The 22625-nt window shown below is 66.4% G+C and carries 36 protein-coding genes; all 36 read right to left on the reverse strand.

The features are described from left to right. Positions 1-123 precede the first annotated feature (123 nt). Positions 124-1077: a type I pantothenate kinase gene (coaA, locus tag BIU99_RS03355; protein WP_064296681.1), complete on the reverse strand. Its 954-nt coding sequence runs from the start codon at positions 1075-1077 to the stop codon at positions 124-126. A gap of 46 nt (positions 1078-1123) precedes the next feature. Then, a complete protein-coding gene (gene glmM, locus BIU99_RS03360; RefSeq protein ID WP_064296682.1) occupies positions 1124-2485 on the reverse strand; it encodes a phosphoglucosamine mutase in 1362 nt (453 codons plus the stop codon). A 25-nt stretch (positions 2486-2510) separates the two neighbouring features. Continuing rightward, positions 2511-2996, reverse strand: coding sequence for a 30S ribosomal protein S9 (gene rpsI / locus BIU99_RS03365; RefSeq protein WP_064296683.1), 486 nt, complete (start codon positions 2994-2996; stop codon positions 2511-2513). 28 nt (positions 2997-3024) lie between these two features. Next, positions 3025-3471, reverse strand: coding sequence for a 50S ribosomal protein L13 (gene rplM, locus BIU99_RS03370; RefSeq protein ID WP_071259493.1), 447 nt, complete (start codon positions 3469-3471; stop codon positions 3025-3027). Between the two features lie 176 nt (positions 3472-3647). Further along, positions 3648-4592 carry a tRNA pseudouridine(38-40) synthase TruA gene (gene truA / locus BIU99_RS03375; protein ID WP_071259496.1) on the reverse strand — a complete coding sequence of 315 codons (945 nt, stop codon included), beginning with the start codon at positions 4590-4592 and terminating at the stop codon, positions 3648-3650. Next, positions 4582-5595 (reverse strand): GNAT family N-acetyltransferase, encoded by a 1014-nt coding sequence (locus BIU99_RS03380; protein ID WP_071259499.1) that lies wholly within the window; start codon positions 5593-5595, stop codon positions 4582-4584. Before BIU99_RS03380 ends, truA begins: the two co-directional genes overlap by 11 nt. Positions 5596-5689: 94 nt before the next feature. Then, entirely contained in the window at positions 5690-6247 is a 558-nt protein-coding gene (gene rplQ, locus BIU99_RS03385) for a 50S ribosomal protein L17 (RefSeq protein ID WP_071259502.1), read from the reverse strand. A 44-nt stretch (positions 6248-6291) separates the two neighbouring features. After that, positions 6292-7284, reverse strand: coding sequence for a DNA-directed RNA polymerase subunit alpha (locus BIU99_RS03390; protein ID WP_056008091.1), 993 nt, complete (start codon positions 7282-7284; stop codon positions 6292-6294). Positions 7285-7441: 157 nt separating this feature from the next. Further along, positions 7442-7840 carry a 30S ribosomal protein S11 gene (rpsK, locus tag BIU99_RS03395; RefSeq protein ID WP_056008094.1) on the reverse strand — a complete coding sequence of 133 codons (399 nt, stop codon included), beginning with the start codon at positions 7838-7840 and terminating at the stop codon, positions 7442-7444. Positions 7841-7881: 41 nt separating this feature from the next. Next, positions 7882-8256 carry a 30S ribosomal protein S13 gene (gene rpsM / locus BIU99_RS03400; protein WP_064296688.1) on the reverse strand — a complete coding sequence of 125 codons (375 nt, stop codon included), beginning with the start codon at positions 8254-8256 and terminating at the stop codon, positions 7882-7884. Between the two features lie 162 nt (positions 8257-8418). Next, positions 8419-8532: a 50S ribosomal protein L36 gene (gene rpmJ / locus BIU99_RS03405; protein ID WP_021759549.1), complete on the reverse strand. Its 114-nt coding sequence runs from the start codon at positions 8530-8532 to the stop codon at positions 8419-8421. 80 nt (positions 8533-8612) lie between these two features. Then, on the reverse strand, positions 8613-8834 hold the full coding sequence (infA, locus tag BIU99_RS03410) for a translation initiation factor IF-1 (RefSeq protein ID WP_017885304.1): 222 nt from the start codon (positions 8832-8834) through the stop codon (positions 8613-8615). A gap of 149 nt (positions 8835-8983) precedes the next feature. Further along, a complete protein-coding gene (locus BIU99_RS03415) occupies positions 8984-9868 on the reverse strand; it encodes an aminodeoxychorismate lyase (RefSeq protein WP_071259505.1) in 885 nt (294 codons plus the stop codon). A 53-nt stretch (positions 9869-9921) separates the two neighbouring features. Next, positions 9922-10761, reverse strand: coding sequence for a type I methionyl aminopeptidase (map, locus tag BIU99_RS03420; protein ID WP_079001715.1), 840 nt, complete (start codon positions 10759-10761; stop codon positions 9922-9924). Positions 10762-10782: 21 nt separating this feature from the next. Then, positions 10783-11391, reverse strand: a complete 609-nt coding sequence (locus tag BIU99_RS03425) for an adenylate kinase (protein WP_064296690.1) — start codon at positions 11389-11391, stop codon at positions 10783-10785. Continuing rightward, positions 11388-12716, reverse strand: coding sequence for a preprotein translocase subunit SecY (secY, locus tag BIU99_RS03430; RefSeq protein ID WP_064296691.1), 1329 nt, complete (start codon positions 12714-12716; stop codon positions 11388-11390). Before secY ends, BIU99_RS03425 begins: the two co-directional genes overlap by 4 nt. A 93-nt stretch (positions 12717-12809) precedes the next feature. Beyond that, a complete protein-coding gene (gene rplO / locus BIU99_RS03435; protein WP_083397177.1) occupies positions 12810-13406 on the reverse strand; it encodes a 50S ribosomal protein L15 in 597 nt (198 codons plus the stop codon). Further along, positions 13406-13588 carry a 50S ribosomal protein L30 gene (gene rpmD / locus BIU99_RS03440; RefSeq protein ID WP_079001710.1) on the reverse strand — a complete coding sequence of 61 codons (183 nt, stop codon included), beginning with the start codon at positions 13586-13588 and terminating at the stop codon, positions 13406-13408. Before rpmD ends, rplO begins: the two co-directional genes overlap by 1 nt. Further along, a complete protein-coding gene (gene rpsE, locus BIU99_RS03445) occupies positions 13588-14256 on the reverse strand; it encodes a 30S ribosomal protein S5 (RefSeq protein ID WP_229939737.1) in 669 nt (222 codons plus the stop codon). The genes rpmD and rpsE overlap by 1 nt, the downstream gene beginning before the upstream one ends. A gap of 38 nt (positions 14257-14294) precedes the next feature. Further along, positions 14295-14654: a 50S ribosomal protein L18 gene (gene rplR / locus BIU99_RS03450; RefSeq protein ID WP_064296693.1), complete on the reverse strand. Its 360-nt coding sequence runs from the start codon at positions 14652-14654 to the stop codon at positions 14295-14297. 2 nt (positions 14655-14656) lie between these two features. Beyond that, on the reverse strand, positions 14657-15193 hold the full coding sequence (rplF, locus tag BIU99_RS03455; protein WP_064296694.1) for a 50S ribosomal protein L6: 537 nt from the start codon (positions 15191-15193) through the stop codon (positions 14657-14659). Between the two features lie 6 nt (positions 15194-15199). Beyond that, positions 15200-15598, reverse strand: a complete 399-nt coding sequence (rpsH, locus tag BIU99_RS03460) for a 30S ribosomal protein S8 (RefSeq protein ID WP_064296695.1) — start codon at positions 15596-15598, stop codon at positions 15200-15202. 145 nt (positions 15599-15743) lie between these two features. Beyond that, a complete protein-coding gene (rplE, locus tag BIU99_RS03465) occupies positions 15744-16328 on the reverse strand; it encodes a 50S ribosomal protein L5 (protein ID WP_056008119.1) in 585 nt (194 codons plus the stop codon). Beyond that, complete coding sequence (gene rplX, locus BIU99_RS03470; RefSeq protein ID WP_056008121.1) at positions 16328-16687, reverse strand: 50S ribosomal protein L24; 360 nt, start codon at positions 16685-16687, stop codon at positions 16328-16330. The genes rplE and rplX overlap by 1 nt, the downstream gene beginning before the upstream one ends. 3 nt (positions 16688-16690) lie before the next feature. Beyond that, positions 16691-17059, reverse strand: a complete 369-nt coding sequence (gene rplN, locus BIU99_RS03475) for a 50S ribosomal protein L14 (protein ID WP_064296696.1) — start codon at positions 17057-17059, stop codon at positions 16691-16693. 31 nt (positions 17060-17090) lie between these two features. Next, positions 17091-17411 carry a 30S ribosomal protein S17 gene (gene rpsQ / locus BIU99_RS03480; protein WP_056008125.1) on the reverse strand — a complete coding sequence of 107 codons (321 nt, stop codon included), beginning with the start codon at positions 17409-17411 and terminating at the stop codon, positions 17091-17093. A 2-nt stretch (positions 17412-17413) separates the two neighbouring features. Then, positions 17414-17749 (reverse strand): 50S ribosomal protein L29, encoded by a 336-nt coding sequence (gene rpmC, locus BIU99_RS03485; RefSeq protein WP_064296697.1) that lies wholly within the window; start codon positions 17747-17749, stop codon positions 17414-17416. Next, positions 17749-18168, reverse strand: a complete 420-nt coding sequence (gene rplP / locus BIU99_RS03490) for a 50S ribosomal protein L16 (RefSeq protein WP_064296698.1) — start codon at positions 18166-18168, stop codon at positions 17749-17751. Before rplP ends, rpmC begins: the two co-directional genes overlap by 1 nt. Before the next feature lie 2 nt (positions 18169-18170). Continuing rightward, positions 18171-18959 (reverse strand): 30S ribosomal protein S3, encoded by a 789-nt coding sequence (gene rpsC / locus BIU99_RS03495; RefSeq protein WP_064296699.1) that lies wholly within the window; start codon positions 18957-18959, stop codon positions 18171-18173. Further along, on the reverse strand, positions 18959-19351 hold the full coding sequence (gene rplV, locus BIU99_RS03500) for a 50S ribosomal protein L22 (protein ID WP_056008137.1): 393 nt from the start codon (positions 19349-19351) through the stop codon (positions 18959-18961). The genes rpsC and rplV overlap by 1 nt, the downstream gene beginning before the upstream one ends. Before the next feature lie 26 nt (positions 19352-19377). Next, positions 19378-19659, reverse strand: a complete 282-nt coding sequence (rpsS, locus tag BIU99_RS03505; RefSeq protein ID WP_064296700.1) for a 30S ribosomal protein S19 — start codon at positions 19657-19659, stop codon at positions 19378-19380. Positions 19660-19671: 12 nt separating this feature from the next. Next, positions 19672-20511, reverse strand: coding sequence for a 50S ribosomal protein L2 (rplB, locus tag BIU99_RS03510; protein ID WP_071259508.1), 840 nt, complete (start codon positions 20509-20511; stop codon positions 19672-19674). Positions 20512-20539: 28 nt separating this feature from the next. Further along, on the reverse strand, positions 20540-20839 hold the full coding sequence (gene rplW / locus BIU99_RS03515; protein ID WP_056008147.1) for a 50S ribosomal protein L23: 300 nt from the start codon (positions 20837-20839) through the stop codon (positions 20540-20542). Beyond that, the gene (rplD, locus tag BIU99_RS03520; protein ID WP_064296702.1) at positions 20836-21501 is read right to left on the reverse strand and encodes a 50S ribosomal protein L4; all 666 of its coding nucleotides are present in this window, start codon (positions 21499-21501) and stop codon (positions 20836-20838) included. Before rplD ends, rplW begins: the two co-directional genes overlap by 4 nt. Before the next feature lie 4 nt (positions 21502-21505). Further along, a complete protein-coding gene (gene rplC, locus BIU99_RS03525; protein WP_071259511.1) occupies positions 21506-22159 on the reverse strand; it encodes a 50S ribosomal protein L3 in 654 nt (217 codons plus the stop codon). Positions 22160-22183: 24 nt separating this feature from the next. Further along, positions 22184-22492 (reverse strand): 30S ribosomal protein S10, encoded by a 309-nt coding sequence (rpsJ, locus tag BIU99_RS03530; RefSeq protein WP_005050520.1) that lies wholly within the window; start codon positions 22490-22492, stop codon positions 22184-22186. Positions 22493-22625: the final 133 nt, after the last annotated feature.

A 22625-nucleotide genomic window follows, 5' to 3' on the forward strand; every position in this document is an offset into this window, starting at 1 on the left:
GAGCAGCATAATCGCGCGATTTTGCGAGGATCCTGCACCAACCTCGAGGCGCCGACGCTCAGCGTGGGAGCAGGACGATGCTGCCGGGATCCAGCGGTTGCCGGGCCTTTCCCCTGCCGCTGCTCAGAGCTTGCGGAGCAGCACCGAGGACACCGTGTGATCGGAGTCCTTCCGCAGCACGAGCTTCGCGCGTGACCGGGTCGGGCGGATGTTGTCGATGAGGTTCGGTTCGTTGATGGAGCGCCAGAACCCGCGTGCCTGATCGGCCGCCTCCTCGTCGGAGAGCTCGGCGAACACGTTGAAGAAGGAGTTCGGGTTCGAGAACGCGCCCCGCTTGAGCGCCATGAAGCGGTCGACGTACCAGGACTCGATGTCGCGCGTCCGTGCGTCGACGTAGATGCTGAAGTCGAACAAGTCGCTGATCGCGAGTCCGCTGGCCGTCGCGGCCGGTTGCAGCACGTTCAAGCCCTCGACGATCAGGACGTCGGGGCGCCGGACGACGACCTGCGCCGTCGGGATGATGTCGTAGCGCAGATGCGAGTAGAACGGTGCCCGCACCTCGGCGGCGCCACTCTTCACGGCGGTGATGAACCGCAGGAGCGCCCGGCGGTCGTACGACTCGGGGAAGCCCTTGCGATCCATGATGCCGCGCCGCTGGAGTTCCTCGTTCGGATAGAGGAAGCCGTCGGTCGTCACGAGCTCGACGTGCGGGGTGTCCGGCCAGCGCGACAGCAGTTCGCGCAGCAGCCGCGCGATCGTCGACTTGCCGACGGCGACGGAACCCGCCACGCCGATCACGAACGGCGTCCGGAGCGCCTGGTCGCCGAGGAACCGGCTCGTCGCGCGGCCGAGGTCCTGGGTGCCCTTCGCGTAGAGGCTCAACAGTCGGCTGAGCGGCACATAGACCTCTTCGACCTCACGCATGTCGAGACGGTCGCCGAGGCCACGGATCTGCACGACCTCGGTCTCGCTGAGCGGTGTGGCCGTCTCCGGAGCGAGTCGCGCCCATTCGGCACGGTCGATCTCCACGTAGGGCGTCGGCTGCCCGGAGGCACCACCCGTCGTCGTCGAAGTCATGCGATCACTCTTCCACAGCTGAGGTGCCGACCCGCCGCCGGACGACTCAGATGGCGAGTCGTTCGCGGACGACGTCGGCGAGGCGGTGCGCCAGGCGGTCGGCGGTCGGCTGGTCGGCCGCCTCGACCATGACGCGGACGAGCTGCTCGGTGCCGGACGGCCGCAACAGCACGCGTCCGTCGTCTCCGAGCTCTGCTTCGGCAGCCTGTACGGCAGCATCGACGACCTCGTCGCCGACGAGGCGCGTGCGGTCGACACCCGTGACGTTGACGAGGATCTGCGGATACACCTGCATCACCGCGGCGAGCTCCGCGAGCGTCTTCCCGGTGCGCGCCATCTCGGCCACGATGTGCAGGCCGGTGAGGATGCCGTCGCCGGTGGTCGCGTAGTCGGCCATGATGACGTGACCCGACTGCTCGCCGCCGAGCGAATAGGCGTTCGCGTTCATCGCCTCGAGGACGTAGCGGTCGCCGACCCCGGTCTGGACGACGTTGATGCCGTGCTCGCGCATCGCGACGTGCAGGCCGAGGTTGCTCATCACCGTGGCGACGAGCGTGTCGTCCTTGAGCCTGCCTCGCTCCTGCATCGAGACCGCGAGGATGGCCATGATCTGGTCGCCGTCGACGACCTTGCCCGCAGCGTCGACCGCGAGGCAGCGGTCGGCGTCGCCGTCGTGTGCGATGCCGAGGTCGGCACCGTGCTCGAGGACCGCCTTGGACAGGAGGTCGAGGTGCGTGGAGCCGACGCCGTCGTTGATGTTCATGCCGTCGGGGTCGTTGCCGATGATCGTGACCTTGGCCCCGGCGTCGCGGAAGGTCTCCGGCGACACTCCCGCAGCCGCGCCGTGCGCGCAGTCGAGGACGACATGGATGCCGTCCAGGCGGTTCGGGAGACTGCCGAGCAGGTGGAGGACGTAGCGGTCCTCGGCGTCGGCGAAGCGGATGATCCGGCCGACATCGGCGCCGGTCGGGCTGAGCTTGGGGCGGTCGAGGTACTCCTCGATCCGGCGTTCCACCGCGTCGGGCAGCTTCGTGCCGCCGCGGGCGAAGATCTTGATCCCGTTGTCGGGCGCAGGGTTGTGCGAGGCGGAGATCATCACGCCGAAGTCGGCGTCGATGTCGGCGATGAGGAACGCCGTCGCGGGCGTGGGCAGCACGCCGGCCTCGAGCACGTCGACGCCCGAGGACGCCAGGCCCGCCGCGACGGCGGCGGACAGGAACTCGCCGGAGATGCGCGGGTCGCGTGCGAGCACGGCGACCGGGCGCTTCCCGGCGGCACGGCGGGCCTCAGCACTACGGCCTTGCCCAAGCACCACTGCGGTGGCTTGGGCAAGGCCGAGAGCGAGGTCTGCCGTCAGGTCGGCGTTCGCGAGTCCGCGTACGCCGTCGGTACCAAACAGCTGAGGCATCGAGCTTCGCTTGTCCTGAGAGCGCTTAGCGCTTCGAGAACTGCGGAGCCTTACGGGCCTTCTTGAGTCCGGCCTTCTTGCGCTCCTTGACGCGAGCGTCACGGGAGAGGAAGCCGGCCTTCTTCAGGGTGGCGCGGTTGTTCTCCTCGTCGATCTGGTTCAGCGAGCGAGCGATGCCGAGGCGCAGCGCGCCGGCCTGGCCCGAGGGGCCACCACCGGAGATGCGTGCGATGACGTCGTAGCCGCCGGCCAGGTCGAGGACGGTGAACGGGTCGTTGATGAGCTGCTGGTGCAGCTTGTTCGGGAAGTAGTCCTCGAGCGTGCGGCCGTTGACCGTGATGGTGCCGCTGCCGGGGACGAGACGCACGCGGGCGATGGCCTGCTTGCGACGGCCGACGGCTGCGCCGGGGACGCTCAGCACGGCGCGAGGCGCGGTGACTGCTGCTTCAGGAGCCGACTCGGTGGAGTAGCTCTGCGGGGTCTCTTCGATGGAATCTGCGATGTTCGCCACTGTGTAATCCTTTTTTCTTGTCCGGTGCTTACTGGGCGACCTGGTCGAGCGTGAACGGCTTGGGCTGCTGAGCGGCGTGCGGGTGCTCGCTGCCCGTGTAGACCTTGAGCTTCTTCAGCTGGTCGCGGCCGAGCGTGTTCTTCGGCAGCATGCCGCGGATCGCCTTCTCGACGGCGCGGATCGGGTTCTTCTCGAGGAGCTCGGCGTAGGTGACGGCCGAGAGCCCGCCCGGGTAACCGGAGTGGCGGTAGGCCTTCTTCTGCAGGAGCTTGGCGCCGGTGAGGGCCACCTTGTCGGCGTTGATGATGATGACGAAGTCGCCACCGTCCATGTGGGGGGAGAAGGTCGCCTTGTGCTTGCCGCGCAGGAGCGCTGCAGCGTGGCTGGCCAGGCGGCCGAGGACCACGTCGGTGGCGTCGATGACGACCCAGTCGTGCGTGATCTCACTGGCCTTCGGGGAATACGTGCGCGTCACAATAGTGCTGCTTTCTGGTCGGAGTTGGTCGTTCGTGAATCCCGCTCCTGTTGGGTGTTCCGAACGGAACGCCCGAGGTGGAGGGCTCAACTTCGGGTACCGCGCCGCAGAAGGCGCAGGCACCAACGGGAGAGTCTACGCGACGACGTCCCGGCGGTCAATTCCCGCCGGGAACCTCACTCGGCGCTCGCTTCCACGTGCTCGTGGCTCCGTCGCTGACGGGTCTCGGCGGCCCGCGCGTGCAGCAGCCCCGGCTCGGGGTAACCGACCTCGACGAGGGTGAGCCCGCGCGCCGGCATCACCCGGAAGTCGATCTCCCGCCGCCCGCCGTCGCGGAGCCGGACGACCTCGTCGAGCGACATGCGCCCCTCCCCCACGGCGACGCAGGCGCCGACGAGCGCCCGCACCATGCTGTGGCAGAACGCATCGGCGGTGAGGCTCGCCACGAGCACGCCCGCTTCGTCACGCTCCCAGCTGAAGGACTGCAGGGTCCGGATGGTCGTCGCGCGTGGTCTCGGTTTGCAGTACGCCTGAAAGTCGTGGAGCCCGACGAGCGAGGTGGCCGCCCGGTGGAGCAGCTCGACGTCGAGCGACGTCGTCGTCCAGCTCGTCGTCCGCCGGAGGATCGGGTCCTTCCGGACGTCGGCGTCCGCGAGGCGGTAGCGGTAGTGACGCCAGACCGCCGAGAATCGCGCGTCGAAGCCCTCCGGCGCCGGTTCCGCCGTGTGGATCACGACGTCACGGTCCATCCCGAGCACGCCGTTCAATCGACGTGCCAGGAGGGAGCTCGCGGTCTCGTTCCGCGGCGTACCGTCGTGGTACTCGGCGTGGCGCCCCTGCAATCGGGTGATCTTCGCGAGCTGTGGCTCGGTGAGGTCGAGGTGGGCCACCTGACCGGCCGCGTGCACTCCGGCGTCCGTCCGTCCGGCCACCACGAACCGTGGCATCGGCGGGACGGTCTTGCCGAGCACGCGATACAGCGCCTCCTCCAGGGCCCCCTCGACCGTCCGGAGCCCCGGCTGCTTCGCCCATCCCGCGAAGTCCGTGCCGTCGTACGCGATGGCGAGCCGGAACCGCTGGGTCGGGAGGACGTCCGCTGCCGCGACCTGCTCAGCGCTCACGGACGTACGCCAGATCACGCGTCGTCGCGACGAAGCCCTGTCGTTCGTACAGCCCGAGTGCACCCGTGGGGCTTGCCGTGTCGACCTCCAGCGTCGCCCGCTCGAGGCCGGCTGCCTGGATCCGACGAAGCGCCGTGGCGAGCAGTGCCGGTGCGAGTCGTCGGCCACGCCAGTCGCGCACGGTCCCGACGAGGGCGATGTACGCGCTGGTGAACCCTTGCGCGGACCAGCTGTCCTCGTCCACCTCGGTCAGCGTGAAGCCGACGACCCGTCCGTCGTCGTCGATCGCCACCACCGAGAGGTCGGCTCGGAAGTGGGACCCGCCGACGAACTGCTCCCACATCGCCGGGACCGTCTCCAGGCTGCCCCAGTGATCCCGGAACGAGTCGTTCCGAGCCTCTCTCGTGCGTTCGGCCACGTCCGGGTGGTACGCCTCGAGCCGGACACCGTCGGGCACGTCGATCTCGTCGACGGGCGCGGAGAGATCGCGTTCCATGATCGTGAAGTACCGCGCCACGGCGAAGCCGAACCGCTCCAACAGCCGCGCCGCCCCGGGGTTCCGTTCATCGACGTAGGCACGAGAGGAAGCCGGAGCACCCGTCTCCACGGAAGCCAGCTGCTGCTCGGATCGTTCCATCGACCACGCGAGCAACGCTCGGCCGATCCCGCGCTCACGCCATGCGGGATGCACGCCGCCGAAGACGTACGAATACACGGACACGTCTCGTGACGGCGACAGGATCACCATCGCGTAGGCGACCAGCGTGCCGTCGGCTGCGATCGCCAGCAGGCTGTCCGCAGCCATGTCGATCCACGCGTGGTCGAACTGGTCCGTGATCTCGTCGCGGCTCGTCACCCGGTGGGGGTTGTCGAACGGATCCATGGCGCGGCACAGCGCCACGATGTCGTCGATGTCCGCGCGGACCGCCGGACGCCACTGGTCGACGTCGGGGTGCTGTGGCAGGGCCGGCTGGCCGGCCGGAACGGCGGGAGTGGTACTCATGTCTCCAGCCTAGGACACCGTCGCAGCGCCGCCAGGAACGACGGAACCCCGCTCTCCAGGTGGAGAGCGGGGTTCCGTTCGTGTGTCGCTGAACCTACTTGGCGTCCTTCGCGGGAGCCTCGTCAGTGGCCTCGCCGGCGTCGACGGACTCGCCGTCGGTCTCGGTCGCCTCGACGGCTTCCGTCGCCTCTGCATCGGCCTCGACCTCGGCGGGGGTCTCCTCGGCCGGAGCCTCGTCGACCGGCGCTGCGGCGTGCTTCGCGGACTGCTTGGCCGGCTTCGCCTTCGGCGTGACGGGCTCGAGGACGAGCTCGATCACGGCCATCGGAGCGTTGTCGCCCTTGCGGTAACCGGTCTTGATGATGCGCGTGTAGCCACCCTGACGGTCGGCGACGAGGGGCGCGATCTCCGTGAAGAGCTCGTGGACGACGCTCTTGTCGGTGATGGTCGCGAGCACCCGACGGCGGGCGTGCAGGTCGCCGCGCTTCGCGAAGGTGATCAGGCGCTCAGCGAGCGGACGCAGGCGCTTCGCCTTGGTCTCGGTGGTCTGGATGCGCTTGTGGGTGAACAGCGCAGCAGCGAGGTTGGCGAGCAGGAGACGCTCGTGGGCAGGTCCGCCTCCGAGGCGGGGTCCCTTGGTGGGAGTAGGCATTCTTGTCTCTCTTCAGGTTGGAAAGTCGTCAGGTGGATCGCGTGCTAGGAGACGGTCTCGTCGTCGTAGCCGCTGTAGAAGTGGGCGCCGTCGAACCCGGGAACCGAGTCCTTCAGCGAGAGGCCCATTTCGGTGAGCTTGTCGCGAACTTCATCCACCGACTTCTGTCCGAAGTTGCGGATGTTCATGAGCTGCGTCTCCGACAGCGCGACGAGCTCGCTGACGTTGTTGATGCCCTCGCGCTTGAGGCAGTTGTACGAGCGCACGGAGAGGTCGAGGTCCTCGATCGGGATCGAGAGCTCACCCGGCAGCACGGCGTCGACCGGCGCGGGGCCGATCTCGATGCCCTCTGCGGCGGTGTTGAGCTCGCGAGCCAGGCCGAACAGCTCGGTCAGCGTGCGACCGGCCGACGCGATGGCGTCGCGCGGCGTGATGGCCGGCTTCGACTCGACGTCGACGACCAGGCGGTCGAAGTCGGTGCGCTCACCGGCACGAGTCGCCTCGACGCGGTAGGTCACCTTGAGGACGGGCGAGTAGATCGAGTCGACGGGGATCTGACCGGCTTCGCTGAACTCGTTGCGGTTCTGCGTGGCCGACACGTAGCCGCGGCCACGCTCGATCGTGAGCTCGAGCTCGAACTTCGCCTTGTCGTTGAGGGTCGCGATGACGAGGTCCGGGTTGTGGACCTCGACGCCGGCCGGAGCCGAGATGTCCGCTGCGGTGACCTGGCCTGCGCCGGTCTTGCGGAGGTACGCCGTGATCGGCTCGTCGTGCTCGCTGGAGACGACGAGGCCCTTGATGTTCAGGATGATCTCGGTGACGTCTTCCTTGACACCGGGGATCGTGCTGAACTCGTGCAGCACGCCGTCGATGCGGATGCTGGTGACGGCTGCACCCGGGATGGACGACAGCAGGGTGCGACGGAGCGAGTTCCCGAGGGTGTAGCCGAAGCCTGGCTCGAGCGGCTCGATGATGAACCGGCTGCGGAACTCCGAGATGGATTCTTCGGTGAGCGTAGGGCGCTGTGCGATGAGCACTATGGATTCCTTTCGGCTAAGTGTCCGCTATATGACACTTGCGTTGGCGAGGTAGTGAATGGTGTTCGCTGGCCCTGGTCACCAGGACCATGCCGTGATCCGTCCGCGGCGATCAGACGATCGCTACGGACGGATCACGGCCGGTGAACCGAAGGAATTAGACGCGGCGACGCTTCGGGGGGCGGCAGCCGTTGTGTGCCTGAGGCGTGACGTCGTTGATCGAGCCGACCTCGAGGCCCGCGGCCTGGAGCGAACGGATCGCGGTCTCGCGGCCGGAGCCGGGTCCCTTGACGAAGACGTCGACCTTCTTCATGCCGTGCTCCTGCGCCTGACGCGCAGCCGACTCGGCGGCGAGCTGTGCGGCGAACGGGGTCGACTTACGCGAACCCTTGAAGCCGACGCCACCGGACGAAGCCCAGCTGATGACCGCGCCCGAGGGGTCGGTGATCGAGACGATCGTGTTGTTGAACGTCGACTTGATGTGGGCCTGGCCCACGGCGATGTTCTTCTTTTCCTTCTTACGCGGCTTCCGAACGGCCGACTTTGGTGCTGCCATGAATATCTCCTGAGTCCTATGACGAGGCGACTAGGCGGGGCCTAGCGAGCCTTCTTCTTGCCGGCGACGGTGCGCTTCGGGCCCTTGCGGGTGCGCGCGTTGGTCTTGGTGCGCTGGCCGCGGACCGGAAGTCCACGACGGTGACGGATGCCCTGGTAGGACCCGATCTCCACCTTGCGGCGGATGTCGGCGGCGACCTCACGGCGGAGGTCACCCTCGACCTTGAAGGTGCCCTCGATGTAATCGCGCAGGGCGATCAGCTGGTCATCGGTGAGATCCTTCACGCGGATGTCTCCGCTGATGCCGGTGTCGGCGAGGGTCTTGAGTGACCGCGTGCGGCCAACACCGTAGATGTACGTCAGTGCAACTTCCACGCGCTTGTCGCGTGGGATGTCTACGCCGGCGAGACGTGCCATGGTGGCTTCTCCTAGGAGTTGTGGAGGTGTGGAGCAGTTCCGGTGCTCGGGCCTCCGACCCGAGGTGTCACCCGCGGCGCACGATGTGCTGCGGGATCTGGAACTGCCGTTAGAGGGGTGGTGCTGTGTTGCTCAGGGCTGCGTGCTGCAGGTCCTCTGAGATCAACCCTGGCGCTGCTTGTGGCGCGGGTTCTCGCAGATGACCATGACGCGGCCGTTGCGACGGATGACCTTGCACTTGTCGCAGATCTTCTTGACGCTGGGCTTGACCTTCATAGTTCTCTCTTTTCGCTGTCATCGTGCCGGGCCCACCACCGGGTGGTGGAGGCGCGTCCGGCCGTTACTTACAGCGCGACCTACTTGTAGCGATAGACGATCCGACCACGGGTCAGGTCGTAGGGGGTCAGTTCCACGATCACGCGGTCCTCTGGGAGGATGCGGATGTAGTGCTGACGCATTTTGCCCGAAATGTGGGCAAGTACCTTGTGTCCGTTGGTCAGCTCAACGCGGAACATCGCGTTGGGCAGAGCCTCGACCACTTGGCCCTCGATCTCGATGACGCCGTCTTTTTTGGCCATAGCCTCACTGTCGCTCAGGTTGAGTCGCACTGGTCGTGCGGATGGATTGCGGTGCGGATGTCGGCTCGCCGAAGGCATGCAGAAAGCACCAAAGATCGATTCTATGCTATGTTTCCGGGTTTCGCCAACTCAACGTCGGCCACGACCTCTCAGTCGGTGCGGGAGAGCAGCGCGTCGTTGATCTGCGTCGTGAGACCGGCGTCCATCGCCAGCGCACGTCCGTCCACCGCACGCACCGGCGCTGCCAGTCGGACGCTGGAGAGCAGCCACGCCGCTTCCGCGTCGAGCACGTCCTCCGGTGTCAGCATCCGGTACTCGTGCGCGAGCCCCTGCTCCTCGAGATGGGCCCAGAGCGCGAGCTGCGTGGTGCCGGGGAGGATGCCGCTCGACGGCGGCGGCGTCACGAAGGTCCCGTCGATCCGCACGACCACGGTGGAGGTCGGGCCCTCGAGGACGAAGCCGTCGCTGCTGACGAAGAGCACGTCGTCAGCTCCGCGACGGTGCGCCTCACGGAGCGCGGCCATGTTGACCGCGTACGACAGCGTCTTGGCACCGGCGAGCAGCCACGGCGAACGCTGCTGCACGTCGCTCGCGAGGCCTCGGTCGAGCAGGACGACCTCGATGCCGTTCTCGCGCTCGGGGAACCCGTCAGCCGGCGTCGCCGAGACCCACGCGGTCGGGCGTCCGCCACTCCCCCGCGTCACGACGAGTCGGACGGCGCTCTGATCGACGACGGGGAGTTCCGCGACCGCGCGGGCGATGGCGACTCGCCACTGAGCGTGGTTCGGCGCGGGCAGATCGAGAATCGCCGCCGACTCGGTCAGCCGATCGAGGTGCGCCTCGACCGACTGCGGGTGCCGGCCAACGACACCGATCGTCTCGAAGATCCCGTCCCCCCGCGCGGGACCCAGATCGAAGACGCTCAAGACGCCGGACCCGTCGCCGGCCGGCGTGATCGTGGCCGCGAGGTCGGCGTGTTCGAGGACGGTGTCTGCGGGGAGGACGTCGAGAAGGAACACGATCGGCACGCTCATGCCGAGCAACTCTACCGGGACGGACGAGGTCCGGCCGGCGACCTGGCGGGCGGTCAGGCTGGACGGACCGGGGTGACGCCGAAGGCGGCGAGGGCCGCGGCCCCGCCATCGTGAGCGGTCAGGACCCAGATGCCGTCGCGGTGCACGGCGACGCTGTGCTCCCAGTGCGCCGCCGAGCCACCGTCCAGCGTGGCGACCGTCCATTCGTCGTCGCGGACGAAGGTGTCTGGGCTCCCGGCGACCACCATGGGTTCGATGGCCACCACGAGTCCGGGCTTCACTTCGGGTCCGCGCTGACGGACCCGGTAGTTGAACACCGGCGGTGCCTCGTGCATCGTGCGTCCGATGCCGTGCCCGACGTAGTCTGTGAGGATCCCGTAGGGCTTCCCCTCGGGTGAGTGGTCCTCGACGTACTCCTCGATCGCGGCACCGACCTGGTTGAGGTGTCGGGCGGTCGCGAGTTCGGCGATCCCGGCCCACAGCGAGCCCTCCGTCACCGCCGAGAGGCGCTCGCGCTCGGTGACGAGCTCCGGGCGCGTGGGATCGGTGAGCACGATGGTCATCGCGGAGTCGCCGTTCCAGCCGTCGATCTCGGCGCCGCTGTCGATCGACACGATGTCGCCCGCCTGCAGCACGCGCGACCCGGGGATGCCGTGGACCACGTCCTCGTTGACCGAGGTGCAGACCGTGTGCCGGTAGCCGGGGACGAGCTTGAAGTTGGAGTGCCCGCCGGCCGCGACGATCGCCGCCTCGGCAGCCGCGTCGAGTTGCAGCGTCGTCACCCCGGGGGCGACGAGCGCACGCACCGCATCGAGCGAGGCCGCGGTGGCCAGCCCCGGCGCGATCATGGCGCGGATCTGGTCAGGGGTCTTGTAGATCGACTTCCGGAACACCGTGGTGGATGTGTCGGTGCGTCAGACGGCCGGAACGATGATGCCGCGAGCGGCGAGGGCCGCGTCGATCCGCGCGGTCACGTCGTCGACCTCGCCGAGGCCGTCGACTGCCACGACGAGCCCCCGGGCCGTGAAGACCTCGATCAGCGGCGCGGTCTCGTGCGCGTAGAGGTCGAGCCGGTGGCGGATGACCTCCTCCGTGTCGTCGGTGCGACCCTGCTCGGCGGCACGCTTGAGGAGTCGTGAGACGACCTCTTCCGTGTCGGCCTGCAGCTGCACGACGGCGTCGAGGCTCGCGTCGTTCTCAGCGAGCAGAGCGTCGAGCGCGACGACCTGGTCGGTGGTCCGCGGGTACCCGTCGAGCAGGAACCCCTCGACGGCGTCGGGCTGGTGGAGCCGGTCGCGGACGATCTCGTTCGTCAAGGAGTCGGGGACGTACCCGCCCTCGCTCACGATCGCCTGGACCTGCTTCCCGAGCGCCGTACCCTCCTTGATGTTCGCGCGGAAGATGTCGCCCGTCGAGATCGCGGGGATGTCGAAGCGCTCCGCGAGGAAGGCCGCCTGGGTGCCCTTGCCGGATCCCGGAGGACCGACGATGAGCAGACGGGGCTTGCCGGCCGCCGCGCTCAACGCAGGAGCCCTTCGTAGTGGCGCTGCTGGAGTTGCGAGTCGATCTGCTTGACCGTCTCGAGTCCGACACCCACGATGATGAGGATCGAGGCCCCACCGAACGGGAAGTTCGCGTTCGCACCGACCAGGGCCAGCGCGATGAGCGGCAGGAGGGCGATCAACCCCAGGTAGATCGATCCGGGCAGGGTCACGCGGGTCAGCACGTAGTCGAGGTACTCGGCCGTCGGGCGTCCGGCACGGATGCCGGGGATGAACCCGCCGTACTTCTTCATGTTGTCGGCGACCTCTTCAGGGTTGAAGGTGATCGCGACGTAGAAGTAGGTGAAGCCGACGATGAGCAGGAAGTACATGAGCATGTACAGCGGGTGGTCACCCTTGGTGAGGTACTGCTGGATCCACAGGACCCAGGGCGCCGGAGTGCCGGTCGTCGGCTGGTTGAACTGCGCGATGAGGGCCGGCAGGTACAGGATCGACGACGCGAAGATGACGGGCACCACACCGGCCATGTTGACCTTGATGGGGATGTAGGTGTTGTTGCCGCCGTACGTCCGGCGTCCGACCATGCGCTTCGCGTACTGCACGGGGATGCGACGTTGCGACTGCTCGACGAAGACGACGAGTCCGACGATCACGAGGCCGACGGCGAGCACGAGGAGGAAGACCTCCGGGCCCTTCGCGGTCCAGATGGCGGCCAGCGAGCCCGGGAACGTGGCTGCGATCGAGGTGAAGATGAGGAGCGACATGCCGTTGCCGACGCCGCGCTCGGTCACGAGCTCGGCCATCCACATGACGAGGCCGGTGCCCGCGGTCATGGTGACGACCATGAGGAGCATGCCGTACCAGGTGCCGCCCTGGGCGGTGATGAGGTCGGCGCAGACGCCGCCCTGGTTGCCGAACAGTGCACCGCTCTTGGCGACCGTGATGAGCGTCGTCGACTGGAGGATGCCGAGGAAGATCGTGAGGTACCGCGTGTACTGCGTCAGCTTGCCCTGGCCGGCCTGGCCTTCTTTGTGCAGCGTCTCGAAGTGCGGGATGACCACGCGGAGGAGTTGGACGATGATCGACGCGGTGATGTAGGGCATGATGCCCAGCGCGAAAATGGAGAGTTGGAGGAGCGCGCCACCACTGAAGAGGTTGACGAGCTCGTAGAGGCCTGATGCGCCGGCGGCCTGCTGGTTCGCGAGGCACTGCTGCACGTTCGGGAAGTTCACGAACGGAGCGGGGATGAAGGACCCCAGCCGGTAGATGGCGATGATCCCGAGTGTGAACCCGATCTTGCGACGAAGATCCGGGGTCCGGAAGATCCGGCCGATGGCGCTGAACAAAAGGGGCCTCCTGTGAGATGTTGCGGGGTCGGCCCGGGTGACCGGCATGATGCCGGCCACCCGAGTGAGCTCCTGTGCGGAGCCGGCCGAGGGCTACTTGACGCTGCCCCCGGCTGCCACGATCTTCTGCTCAGCTGAGCCGGAGACCTTGTCAACCGCGACATTCAGCTTAACCGAGATGTCACCGTTTCCGAGAACCTTGACCTTCTCGTTCTTCCGGACGGCACCCTTGGCGACGAGGTCCACCGTGGTGACGTCGCCACCCTTCGGGTACAGCTCGGCGAGCTTCTCCAGGTTCACGACCTGGTACTCGACGCGGAAGGGGTTCTTGAAGCCACGGAGCTTCGGGGTGCGCATGTGCAGCGGCATCTGCCCACCCTCGAAGCCGACCTTGACGTTGTAACGCGCCTTCGTACCCTTGGTACCGCGACCGGCGGTCTTACCCTTGGACGCCTCACCACGGCCGACGCGCATCCGGGACTTCTTGGCACCGGCGGCGGGACGGAGGTGGTGCACCTTCAGGACCTGCTCGCGCTTCTCGGCGGGCTCGTCCTTCGCGGGCTTCTTGGCTGCGGTGGCCTTGGGGGCCGCCTTCGCCTTGGGCTCGGCCTTCGCGGCAGCCGTCTTCGGAGCTGCCTTGGCAGCGGCCTTGGGGGCCTTCTCCTCAGTGGTTTCGTTCTTCTCAGCCATTAGTCGATCTCCTCAACCTGTACGAGGTGAGCAACAGTGTTCACGTAGCCGCGGTTCTGCGCGTTGTCCGGGCGGACGACGACAGCACCGATGCGACGGAGACCCAGGCTGCGAAGCGTGTCGCGCTGGTTCTGCTTCTCACTAATTCTGCCCTTGATCTGGGTGATCCTCAGCTGGGCCATCAGGCACCTACCTTCGCAGCAGCGGCCGCCTGAACGGCCTCTGCCTCTGCACGGAGCAGGCGGGCCGGAGCGACCTGGTCGAACTCGAGACCACGACGGGCTGCGACGGCACGAGGTTCCTCGAGCTGCTTCAGCGCCGTGACGGTCGCGTGGACGATGTTGATCGTGTTGGACGAACCGAGCGACTTGCTCAGCACGTCGTGGATGCCGGCGCACTCGAGGACGGCGCGGACGGGACCACCGGCGATGACACCGGTACCAGCGGCGGCGGGGCGCAGGAGCACCACACCGGCTGCTGCCTCACCCTGGGTGGGGTGCGGGATGGTCGAGCCGACGCGCGGGACGCGGAAGAAGTTCTTCTTCGCCTCTTCGACGCCCTTCGCGATCGCGAGCGGGACTTCGCGGGCCTTGCCGTAGCCGACGCCGACCATGCCGTTGCCGTCACCGACGACCACGAGGGCGGTGAAGCTGAAGCGACGACCACCCTTCACGACCTTCGAGACACGGTTGATGGTCACGACGCGCTCCAGGAACTGGCTCTTGTCGCTGTCGCGGCTACCGCGGTCGCGGTTGGGGTTGCGCTCACGGCCTCCGCGGCGCGCCTCGCGCGGCTCGCGGTCGCCGGTGGGCGCCGTCGATGCCGCGGTCTCGACCGGGGCCTCGGCCACGGTCGCCACAGGCTCTTGCTGCTGCTTGTTGTCTTCGCTCACAGGTTCAATCCGCCCTCTCGAGCACCATCGGCAATTGCTGCCACGCGACCTGCGTAGCGGTTGCCTCCACGGTCAAATACGACATCGTCGATGCCGGCTGCCTTGGCACGCTCGGCGATGAGTTCGCCGACCTTGCGCGACTTGGCGGTCTTGTCGCCGTCGAACGTCCGGAGGGTGTCCTCCATGGTCGAGGCAGAGACGAGGGTGTGACCCTTCGTGTCATCGACAACCTGCACGAACACGTGACGGGCTGAACGGTTGACGACGAGGCGCGGACGGACCGCGGTGCCCTCGACCTTCTTGCGCAGACGCGTGTGGCGACGGCCACGTGCGGCAGTCTTCGTTGGACGAGCCATGGTTACTTACCAGCCTTTCCGGCCTTGCGACGCACGATCTCGCCGGCGTAGCGCACACCCTTGCCCTTGTACGGCTCGGGCTTGCGGATCTTACGGATGTTGGCGGCGACCTCGCCGACGGCCTGCTTGTCGATACCGGCGACCGTGAGCTTGTTGTTGCCCTCGACGGTCAGCGTGATGCCGACCGGCGGCTCGACGGTGACGGGGTGCGAGAAGCCGAGCGCGAACTCGACGGCGCTGCCCTTCTGAGCGACGCGGTAACCGGTACCGACGACCTCGAGGCCCTTGGTGTAGCCCTGGGTGACGCCGATGATCTGGTTCGCGATGAGCGTGCGGGTCAGGCCGTGGAGCGAGCGCGAGTTGCGCTCGTCGTCGGGACGCGTGACGAGCAGCTGTGCGTCTTCGAGCTTGACCTCGATGGGGCTCGCGACGGTGAGCTGGAGCTCACCCTTCGGGCCCTTGACGGTGACGTTCTGACCGGCGACGTCGATGGTGACGCCTGCCGGGATGTCGATGGGGAGTCTTCCAATACGAGACATGACTGGCTACCACACGTAGGCGAGGACTTCCCCACCCACGCCCTTCTTCTCGGCCTGGCGGTCCGTGAGGAGGCCGCTGGAGGTGGACAGGATGACGACGCCGAGGCCGCCGAGGACCTTGGGGATCTCGTTCGACTTCGCGTAGACGCGGAGGCCGGGCTTCGAGACGCGCTTGATGCCGGCGATGGAGCGCTCGCGGTTCGGGCCGAACTTGAGGCTCAGTGAGAGCGTCTGTCCGACGGCCGCGTCAGCGACCTCCCAGCCGGAGATGTAGCCCTCGGACTTGAGGATCTCGGCGATGTTCACCTTGAGCTTGGAGTGCGGCATCGACACGGTGTCGTGGTGCGCCGAGTTCGCATTGCGCAGTCTGGTCAGCATGTCTGCGACCGGATCTGTCATGGTCATATCGAGTGTTTCCTTTGTTCACCAGGTTTCGACATCCTGTGCAAGGGTGCCGACCTGTGGTGGTTGAACCGTTCTGGGCAGGAGTGCCCCGAACGGGCGGAAGCCCGGTCCTCGACATACACCGAGGACCGGGCAGAAGCTCAGCCTACTTGGACTCAGCCGCCTTGAACGGGAAGCCGAGCGCCTTGAGCAGCGCGCGACCCTCGTCGTCGTTCTTGGCCGTGGTCACGACGGTGATGTCGAAGCCGCGGACACGATCGATCTTGTCCTGGTCGATCTCGTGGAACATGGACTGCTCCTGGAGACCGAAGGTGTAGTTGCCGTTGCCGTCGAACTGCTTGTCCGAGAGACCGCGGAAGTCGCGGATACGCGGAAGAGCGAGGCTCAGCAGGCGGTCGAGGAACTCCCACGCGCGGTCGCCACGAAGCGTGACGTGAGCGCCGATGGGCTGACCCTCGCGCAGCTTGAACTGCGCGATGGACTTGCGTGCCTTGGTGACCTGCGGCTTCTGGCCGGTGATCTTGGTGAGGTCCGAAACAGCGCCGTCGATGACCTTGCTGTCGCGAGCGGCCTCGCCCACACCGGTGTTGACGACGACCTTCACGAGTCCGGGCACCTGGTGCACGTTCGTGAAGCCGAAGTCCTTCTGCAGCTGCGGAAGGATCTCAGCGCGGTACTTCTGCTTGAGACGGGGCTGGATTTTGCCAGTCGCCACTTCTGTGTCGGTCATTACAGGTCCTTACCTGACTTCTTGGCGTAACGAACGCGGACCGTCTTGGTGACGCCGTCCTTCGTGACTTCCTCGTTGCGGTGGCCGACCTTGGTCGGGCCCTTGGTCTCCGGGTCGACGAGCGCGACGTTGGAGATGTGGATCGAAGCCTCGACGGTCTCGATGCCGCCGGTCTTCGTTCCACGCTGGGTCTGGCCGACACGGGAGTGCTTCGTGACGTAGTTGACGCCCTCCACGATCACCCGGTTCTTGTCCGCCAGGACCTCGATGACGCGACCCTGCTTGCCGCGGTAACCACCGCGGTCCTGCTTCGGGCCGGAGACGACCTGAACCAGGTCGCCCTTCTTGATCTTTGCCATGACTTAGATAACCTCCGGCGCCAACGAGACGATCTTCATGAACTTCTTGTCACGAAGCTCGCGACCGACCGGTCCGAAGATGCGGGTACCACGGGGGTCCCCGTCAGCCTTCAGGATGACAGCGGCGTTCTCGTCGAACTTGATGTACGAACCGTCGGAACGACGGGTCTGCTTGCGGGTGCGGACGATGACCGCCTTGACGACGTCGCCCTTCTTGACGTTGCCACCGGGGATCGCGTCCTTGACGGTCGCGACGATGGTGTCACCGAGGCCCGCGTAGCGGCGGCCGGAGCCACCGAGCACGCGAATGGTCAGGAGCTCCTTGGCGCCGGTGTTGTCGGCGACCTTGACTCGTGATTCTTGCTGAAGCATTGTTCGCTTTCCTCTCAGTAAGCCGCGAGGCCTACTTGGCCTTCTCGAGAATCTCGACCAGACGCCAGCGCTTGGTGGCGCTGGTGGGGCGGGTCTCGCTGATCAGGACGAGGTCGCCGATGCCGGCGGAGTTCGCCTCGTCGTGAGCCTTGACCTTGGAGGTGCGGCGGATGACCTTGCCGTAGAGCGGGTGCTTCACGCGGTCCTCGACCTCGACGACGATGGTCTTCTCCATCTTGTCGCTGGTCACCAGACCACGGCGGGTCTTGCGGTAGCCACGAGCAGCGGCGTCCTTGACGTCGTGCTCGGCCGACTCGTGACCCTCGGGGGCCTTGTCAGTAGCGGTAGCCATGTCTAGGCCTCCTTCGTGGTCTCGGCGTCGGCTGCAGCGGTGTCCTCGGACTTCGGTGCGGCCTTGGCCTTCTTGGTCTTCTTCTCGGCCTTGGCCTCGACGACCTCGACGGTCGGCGTGGCCCGGATGCCGAGCTCGCGCTCACGGATGACCGTGTAGATGCGAGCGATGTCGCGCTTCACGGCGCGCAGGCGGCCGTGGTTCTCGAGCTGCCCCGTGGCCGACTGGAAGCGCAGGTTGAACAGCTCTTCCTTGGCCTTGCGGAGCTCCTCGATGAGGCGCTGGTCTTCAAAGGTGTCGAGCTCGACGGGGGTGAGCTCCTTGGATCCGATCGCCATTATGCGTCGCCCTCCTCGCGCTTGATGATGCGTGCCTTGAGGGGCAGCTTGTGGATTGCACGGGTCAGCGCCTCGCGGGCCAGGGTCTCATCGACTCCGGCGACCTCGAACAGCACACGACCCGGCTTGACGTTCGCGACCCACCACTCGGGCGAACCCTTACCGGAACCCATGCGGGTTTCGGCGGGCTTCTTGGTCAGCGGACGGTCGGGGTAGATGTTGATCCACACCTTTCCGCCACGCTTGATGTGACGCGTCATGGCGATACGAGCGGACTCGATCTGACGGTTGGTCACGTAAGCGGGCGTCAGGGCCTGGATACCGAACTCACCGAACGACACCTTGGTGCCACCGGTCGCCTGGCCGGAACGGCCGGGGTGGTGCTGCTTCCGGTGCTTGACTTTGCGTGGGATCAACATGGTTATGCCTCAACTCCTGCGGCGGCGGGCGCCTCGGCAGCTGCCTTGGGGGCGCTGCTCGGACCGGCGTTCCGACGGGGGCGGTCGCCACCGTCGCGACGTTCCGGACGCGTCGACTTCTGGTTGGCCTGCTCGCGAGCAAGCTCCTTGTTGGTGATGTCGCCCTTGTAGATCCAGACCTTCACGCCGATACGGCCGAACGTGGTCTTCGCCTCGTAGAAGCCGTAGTCGATGTTCGCGCGGAGGGTGTGCAGCGGCACACGGCCTTCGCGGTAGAACTCGGAACGGCTCATCTCGGCGCCGCCGAGGCGGCCGGACACCTGGATGCGGACACCCTTGACGGTGGACGTGCGCTGAGCGCCCTGCAGGCCCTTACGCATCGCGCGGCGGAATGCCACACGTGCGGAGAGCTGCTCGGCGATGCCCTGCGCGACGAGCTGAGCGTCGGCCTCGGGGTTCTTGACCTCGAGGATGTTCAGCTGGATCTGCTTCTTCGTGAGCTTCTCGAGGTCGGCGCGGATGCGCTCGGCCTCGGCGCCACGGCGACCGATCACGATGCCCGGACGGGCGGTGTGGATGTCGACGCGGACGCGGTCACGGGTGCGCTCGATCTCGATGCGGCTGACACCAGCGCGGTCGAGCGAGGTCGCCAGCAGACGGCGGATCTTGACGTCTTCCGCGACGAAGTCGCTGTAACGCTGACCCTTCTTCGTGCTGTCGGAGAACCAACGCGACACGTGGTCGGTCGTGATTCCCAGACGGAAGCCGTATGGATTGACTTTCTGACCCATTACTTGCTCACCTTCTTGGCCTTGGCAGCGCCGGCAGTCTCATCAGGCGTCGAGAGCTCGACGGTGATGTGGCTGGTGCGCTTGAGGATGCGGAACGCGCGGCCCTGTGCGCGGGGACGGAAACGCTTGAGGGTTGCACCCTCGTCGACGTACGCCTTCGCGATGTACAGGTCCTGCTCGTCAAGGAACACGTTGTCCTTGTCGGCCGTGACGCGAGCGTTCGCGATGGCCGAGGCAACGAGCTTGTAGATGGGCTCGCTGGCGCTCTGTGGTGCGAACTTCAGGATGGCCAAGGCCTCCTGAGCCTGCTTGCCACGGATGAGCGCGACGACACGACGGGCCTTCTGGGGGGTGACGCGGATGTGTCGCACGCGGGCGATCGACTCCACCATTTCTCTTCCTCCTTCACGTCACCGCGTTAGCGGCGACGGCCCTTCTTGTCGTCCTTCACGTGTCCACGGAAGGTGCGGGTGGGCGCGAACTCGCCGAGCTTGTGCCCGACCATCGTCTCGGTGACGAACACCGGGATGTGCTTGCGACCGTCGTGGACGGCGATGGTGTGACCCAGCATCGCCGGGATGATCATCGATCGACGCGACCAGGTCTTGATCACGTTCTTGTTGTTGGCCTCGTTCGCCGTGACGACCTTGCGGAGCAGGTGGTCGTCGACGAAGGGGCCCTTCTTGAGACTGCGTGGCATCTTCTCTTACTCCTACTTACGCTTCTTGCCGGCGGTACGACGACGAACGATGAGCTTGTCGCTTTCCTTGTTGGGGTGGCGCGTGCGGCCTTCCTTCTGGCCCCACGGGCTGACCGGGTGACGTCCACCGGAGGTCTTGCCCTCACCACCACCGTGCGGGTGGTCGATCGGGTTCATCGCGACACCACGGACGGTCGGGCGGACGCCCAGCCAGCGCTTACGGCCGGCCTTACCCCAGTTGATGTTCGACTGCTCGGCGTTGCCGACCTCACCGATGGTGGCGCGGCAGCGCAGGTCGACGTTGCGGATCTCACCGGACGGCAGACGGAGCTGCGCGTACGGGCCGTCCTTCGCGACGAGACGCACCGATGCACCCGCGGAGCGGGCCATCTTCGCGCCGCCGCCGGGACGGAGCTCGATCGCGTGGATGACCGTACCGGTGGGGATGTTCTTCAGCGGCAGGTTGTTGCCGGGCTTGATGTCCGCGCCGGCACCCGACTCGACCACGTCGCCCTGGCTGAGCTTGTTCGGAGCCAGGATGTAGCGCTTGGTGCCGTCCACGAAGTGGAGCAGCGCGATACGCGCGGTGCGGTTGGGGTCGTACTCGATGTGAGCGACCTTGGCGTTGACGCCGTCCTTGTCGTTGCGACGGAAGTCGATCAGACGGTACTGGCGCTTGTGGCCACCACCGATGTGACGCGTCGTGATGCGGCCCTGGTTGTTGCGACCACCGGACTTCGACAACGGACGAAGCAGCGACTTCTCCGGCGTGGTGCGGGTGATCTCCGCGAAGTCCGCGACAGACGAACCGCGACGACCAGGAGTCGTGGGCTTGTACTTACGAATAGCCATTTCTTATTCCTCTTCGTTCCCGGCCGTCTTAGCCAACAGCCGTGAAGATGTCGATGGAACCCGACTTGAGCGACACGATGGCGCGCTTGGTGTCCTTGCGCTTGCCGGTGCCGAACTTGGTGCGACGGGTCTTGCCCTGACGGGTGAGGGTGTTGATCGAAGCGACCTCGACACCGAAGATCTTCTCGATGGCGAGCTTGATCTCGGTCTTGTTCGAGCGCGGGTCGACGAGGAAGGTGTACTTGCCCTCGTCGATCAGGCTGTAGCTCTTCTCGGAGACGACCGGCGCGAAGATGACGTCGCGGGGGTCCTTGTTGATCGCGGTCATGCCGAGACCTCCTCGGTTGCGGCCGTGTTGCCGGTCTTGCTGGCGACGAATGCCTCGAAGGCGGCCTTGGTGAAGACGATGTCGTCGGAGACGAGCACGTCGTATGCGTTCAGCTGGTCGTACGACAGCACGTGCACGTTCTGCAGGTTGCGGACGCTGCGGAGGCTGAGCTCGTCGTCGCGCTGGAGGACGATCAGGACGTGCTTCGAGGAAGCGACGTTCGTCAGGTACTCGGACACGGCCTTCGTCGACGGCTTCTCACCGATCGAGAGGGAGTCGACGACGTGCAGGCGGCTGCCGCGTGCGCGGTCGGAGAGGGCGCCGAGGAGAGCCGCGGCGATCATCTTCTTGGGGGTGCGCTGTGCGTAGTTGCGGGGCACTGGACCGTGGACGATGCCACCGCCGGTCATCTGAGGTGCACGGATGGAGCCCTGACGAGCGTTACCCGTACCCTTCTGCTTGAACGGCTTGCGGCCGGCACCGGACACTTCGCCGCGGCGCTTGGTCTTGTGCGTCCCCTGGCGGGCGGCAGCGAGCTGCGCGACGACCACCTGGTGGATGAGCGGGATGTTGGTCTGAACGTCGAACACCTCGGCAGGAAGGTCGACGGTGCCGGCCTTCTTGAGCTTGGTGTCGAGCACGTCGAGAGTAGCGATAGCCATGGAACTACGCTCCCTTCACTGCGGTGCGGACGAATACGATACGGCCACGAGCGCCGGGAACGGCACCCTTGACGAGCAGCAGGCCCTTCTCGGCGTCGATGGCGTGAACCCGGAGGTTCAGCACGGTGACGCGCTCGCCACCCATACGACCGGCCATGCGCATGCCCTTGAAGACACGGCTCGGGGTCGAGGAGGCGCCGATGGAGCCCGGCTTGCGGTGGTTGCGGTGAGCACCGTGAGATGCGCCCATGCCCTTGAAGTTGTGACGCTTCATGACACCGGCGAAACCCTTACCCTTCGAAGTGCCGACGACGTCGACCTTCTGGCCGGCCTCGAAGACACCGTCGACGGTGAGCTCCTGGCCGAGCGAGTACTCGGATGCGTCGGCGGTGCGGACCTCGGTGAGGTGGCGACGCGGCGTCACGCCGGCCTTGTCGAAGTGACCCGCGTCAGGCTTGCTGACCTTGCGGGGATCGATCTGGCCGTACGCGATCTGCACGGCGTCGTAGCCGTCGACCTCGGGGGTGCGAACCTGCGTGACCACGTTGGGCGTGATCTCGATGACGGTGACGGGGACGAGCTTGTTGTTCTCGTCCCACACCTGGGTCATGCCGAGCTTGGTGCCGAGCAGACCCTTGCTGGTCTTCGTGTTAGACATGTCTTCCTTCCGTCTCTACCGAGCTCAGAGCTTGATCTCGATGTTGACGTCCGCCGGCAGGTCGAGACGCATGAGCGAGTCGACGGCCTTCGGGGTCGGGTCGATGATGTCGATCAGACGCTTGTGGGTGCGCATTTCGAAGTGCTCCCGGCTGTCCTTGTACTTGTGCGGCGAACGGATCACGCAGACCACGTTCTTCTCCGTCGGAAGCGGCACCGGGCCGACGACGGTTGCGCCTGCACGGGTGACCGTGTCGACGATCTTGCGCGCCGAAGTATCGATGACCTCATGGTCATACGACTTCAGTCGGATGCGGATCTTCTGTCCCGCCATGTGTGACTCACTCTCTGTCTCGCGTCATGCGGATCGCTCCGTATTGGACGCATATCGTGCGCTTTGCAACGTTCGGTTGCTCCACGCCATTGGCACTACTGGTGTCGCACCACTGTTCTGCTGTCAACGACCA

Origin of the sequence: Plantibacter sp. MMLR14_011, from assembly GCF_001865025.1 — a bacterium.
Lineage (GTDB): Bacteria > Actinomycetota > Actinomycetes > Actinomycetales > Microbacteriaceae > Plantibacter > Plantibacter flavus_A.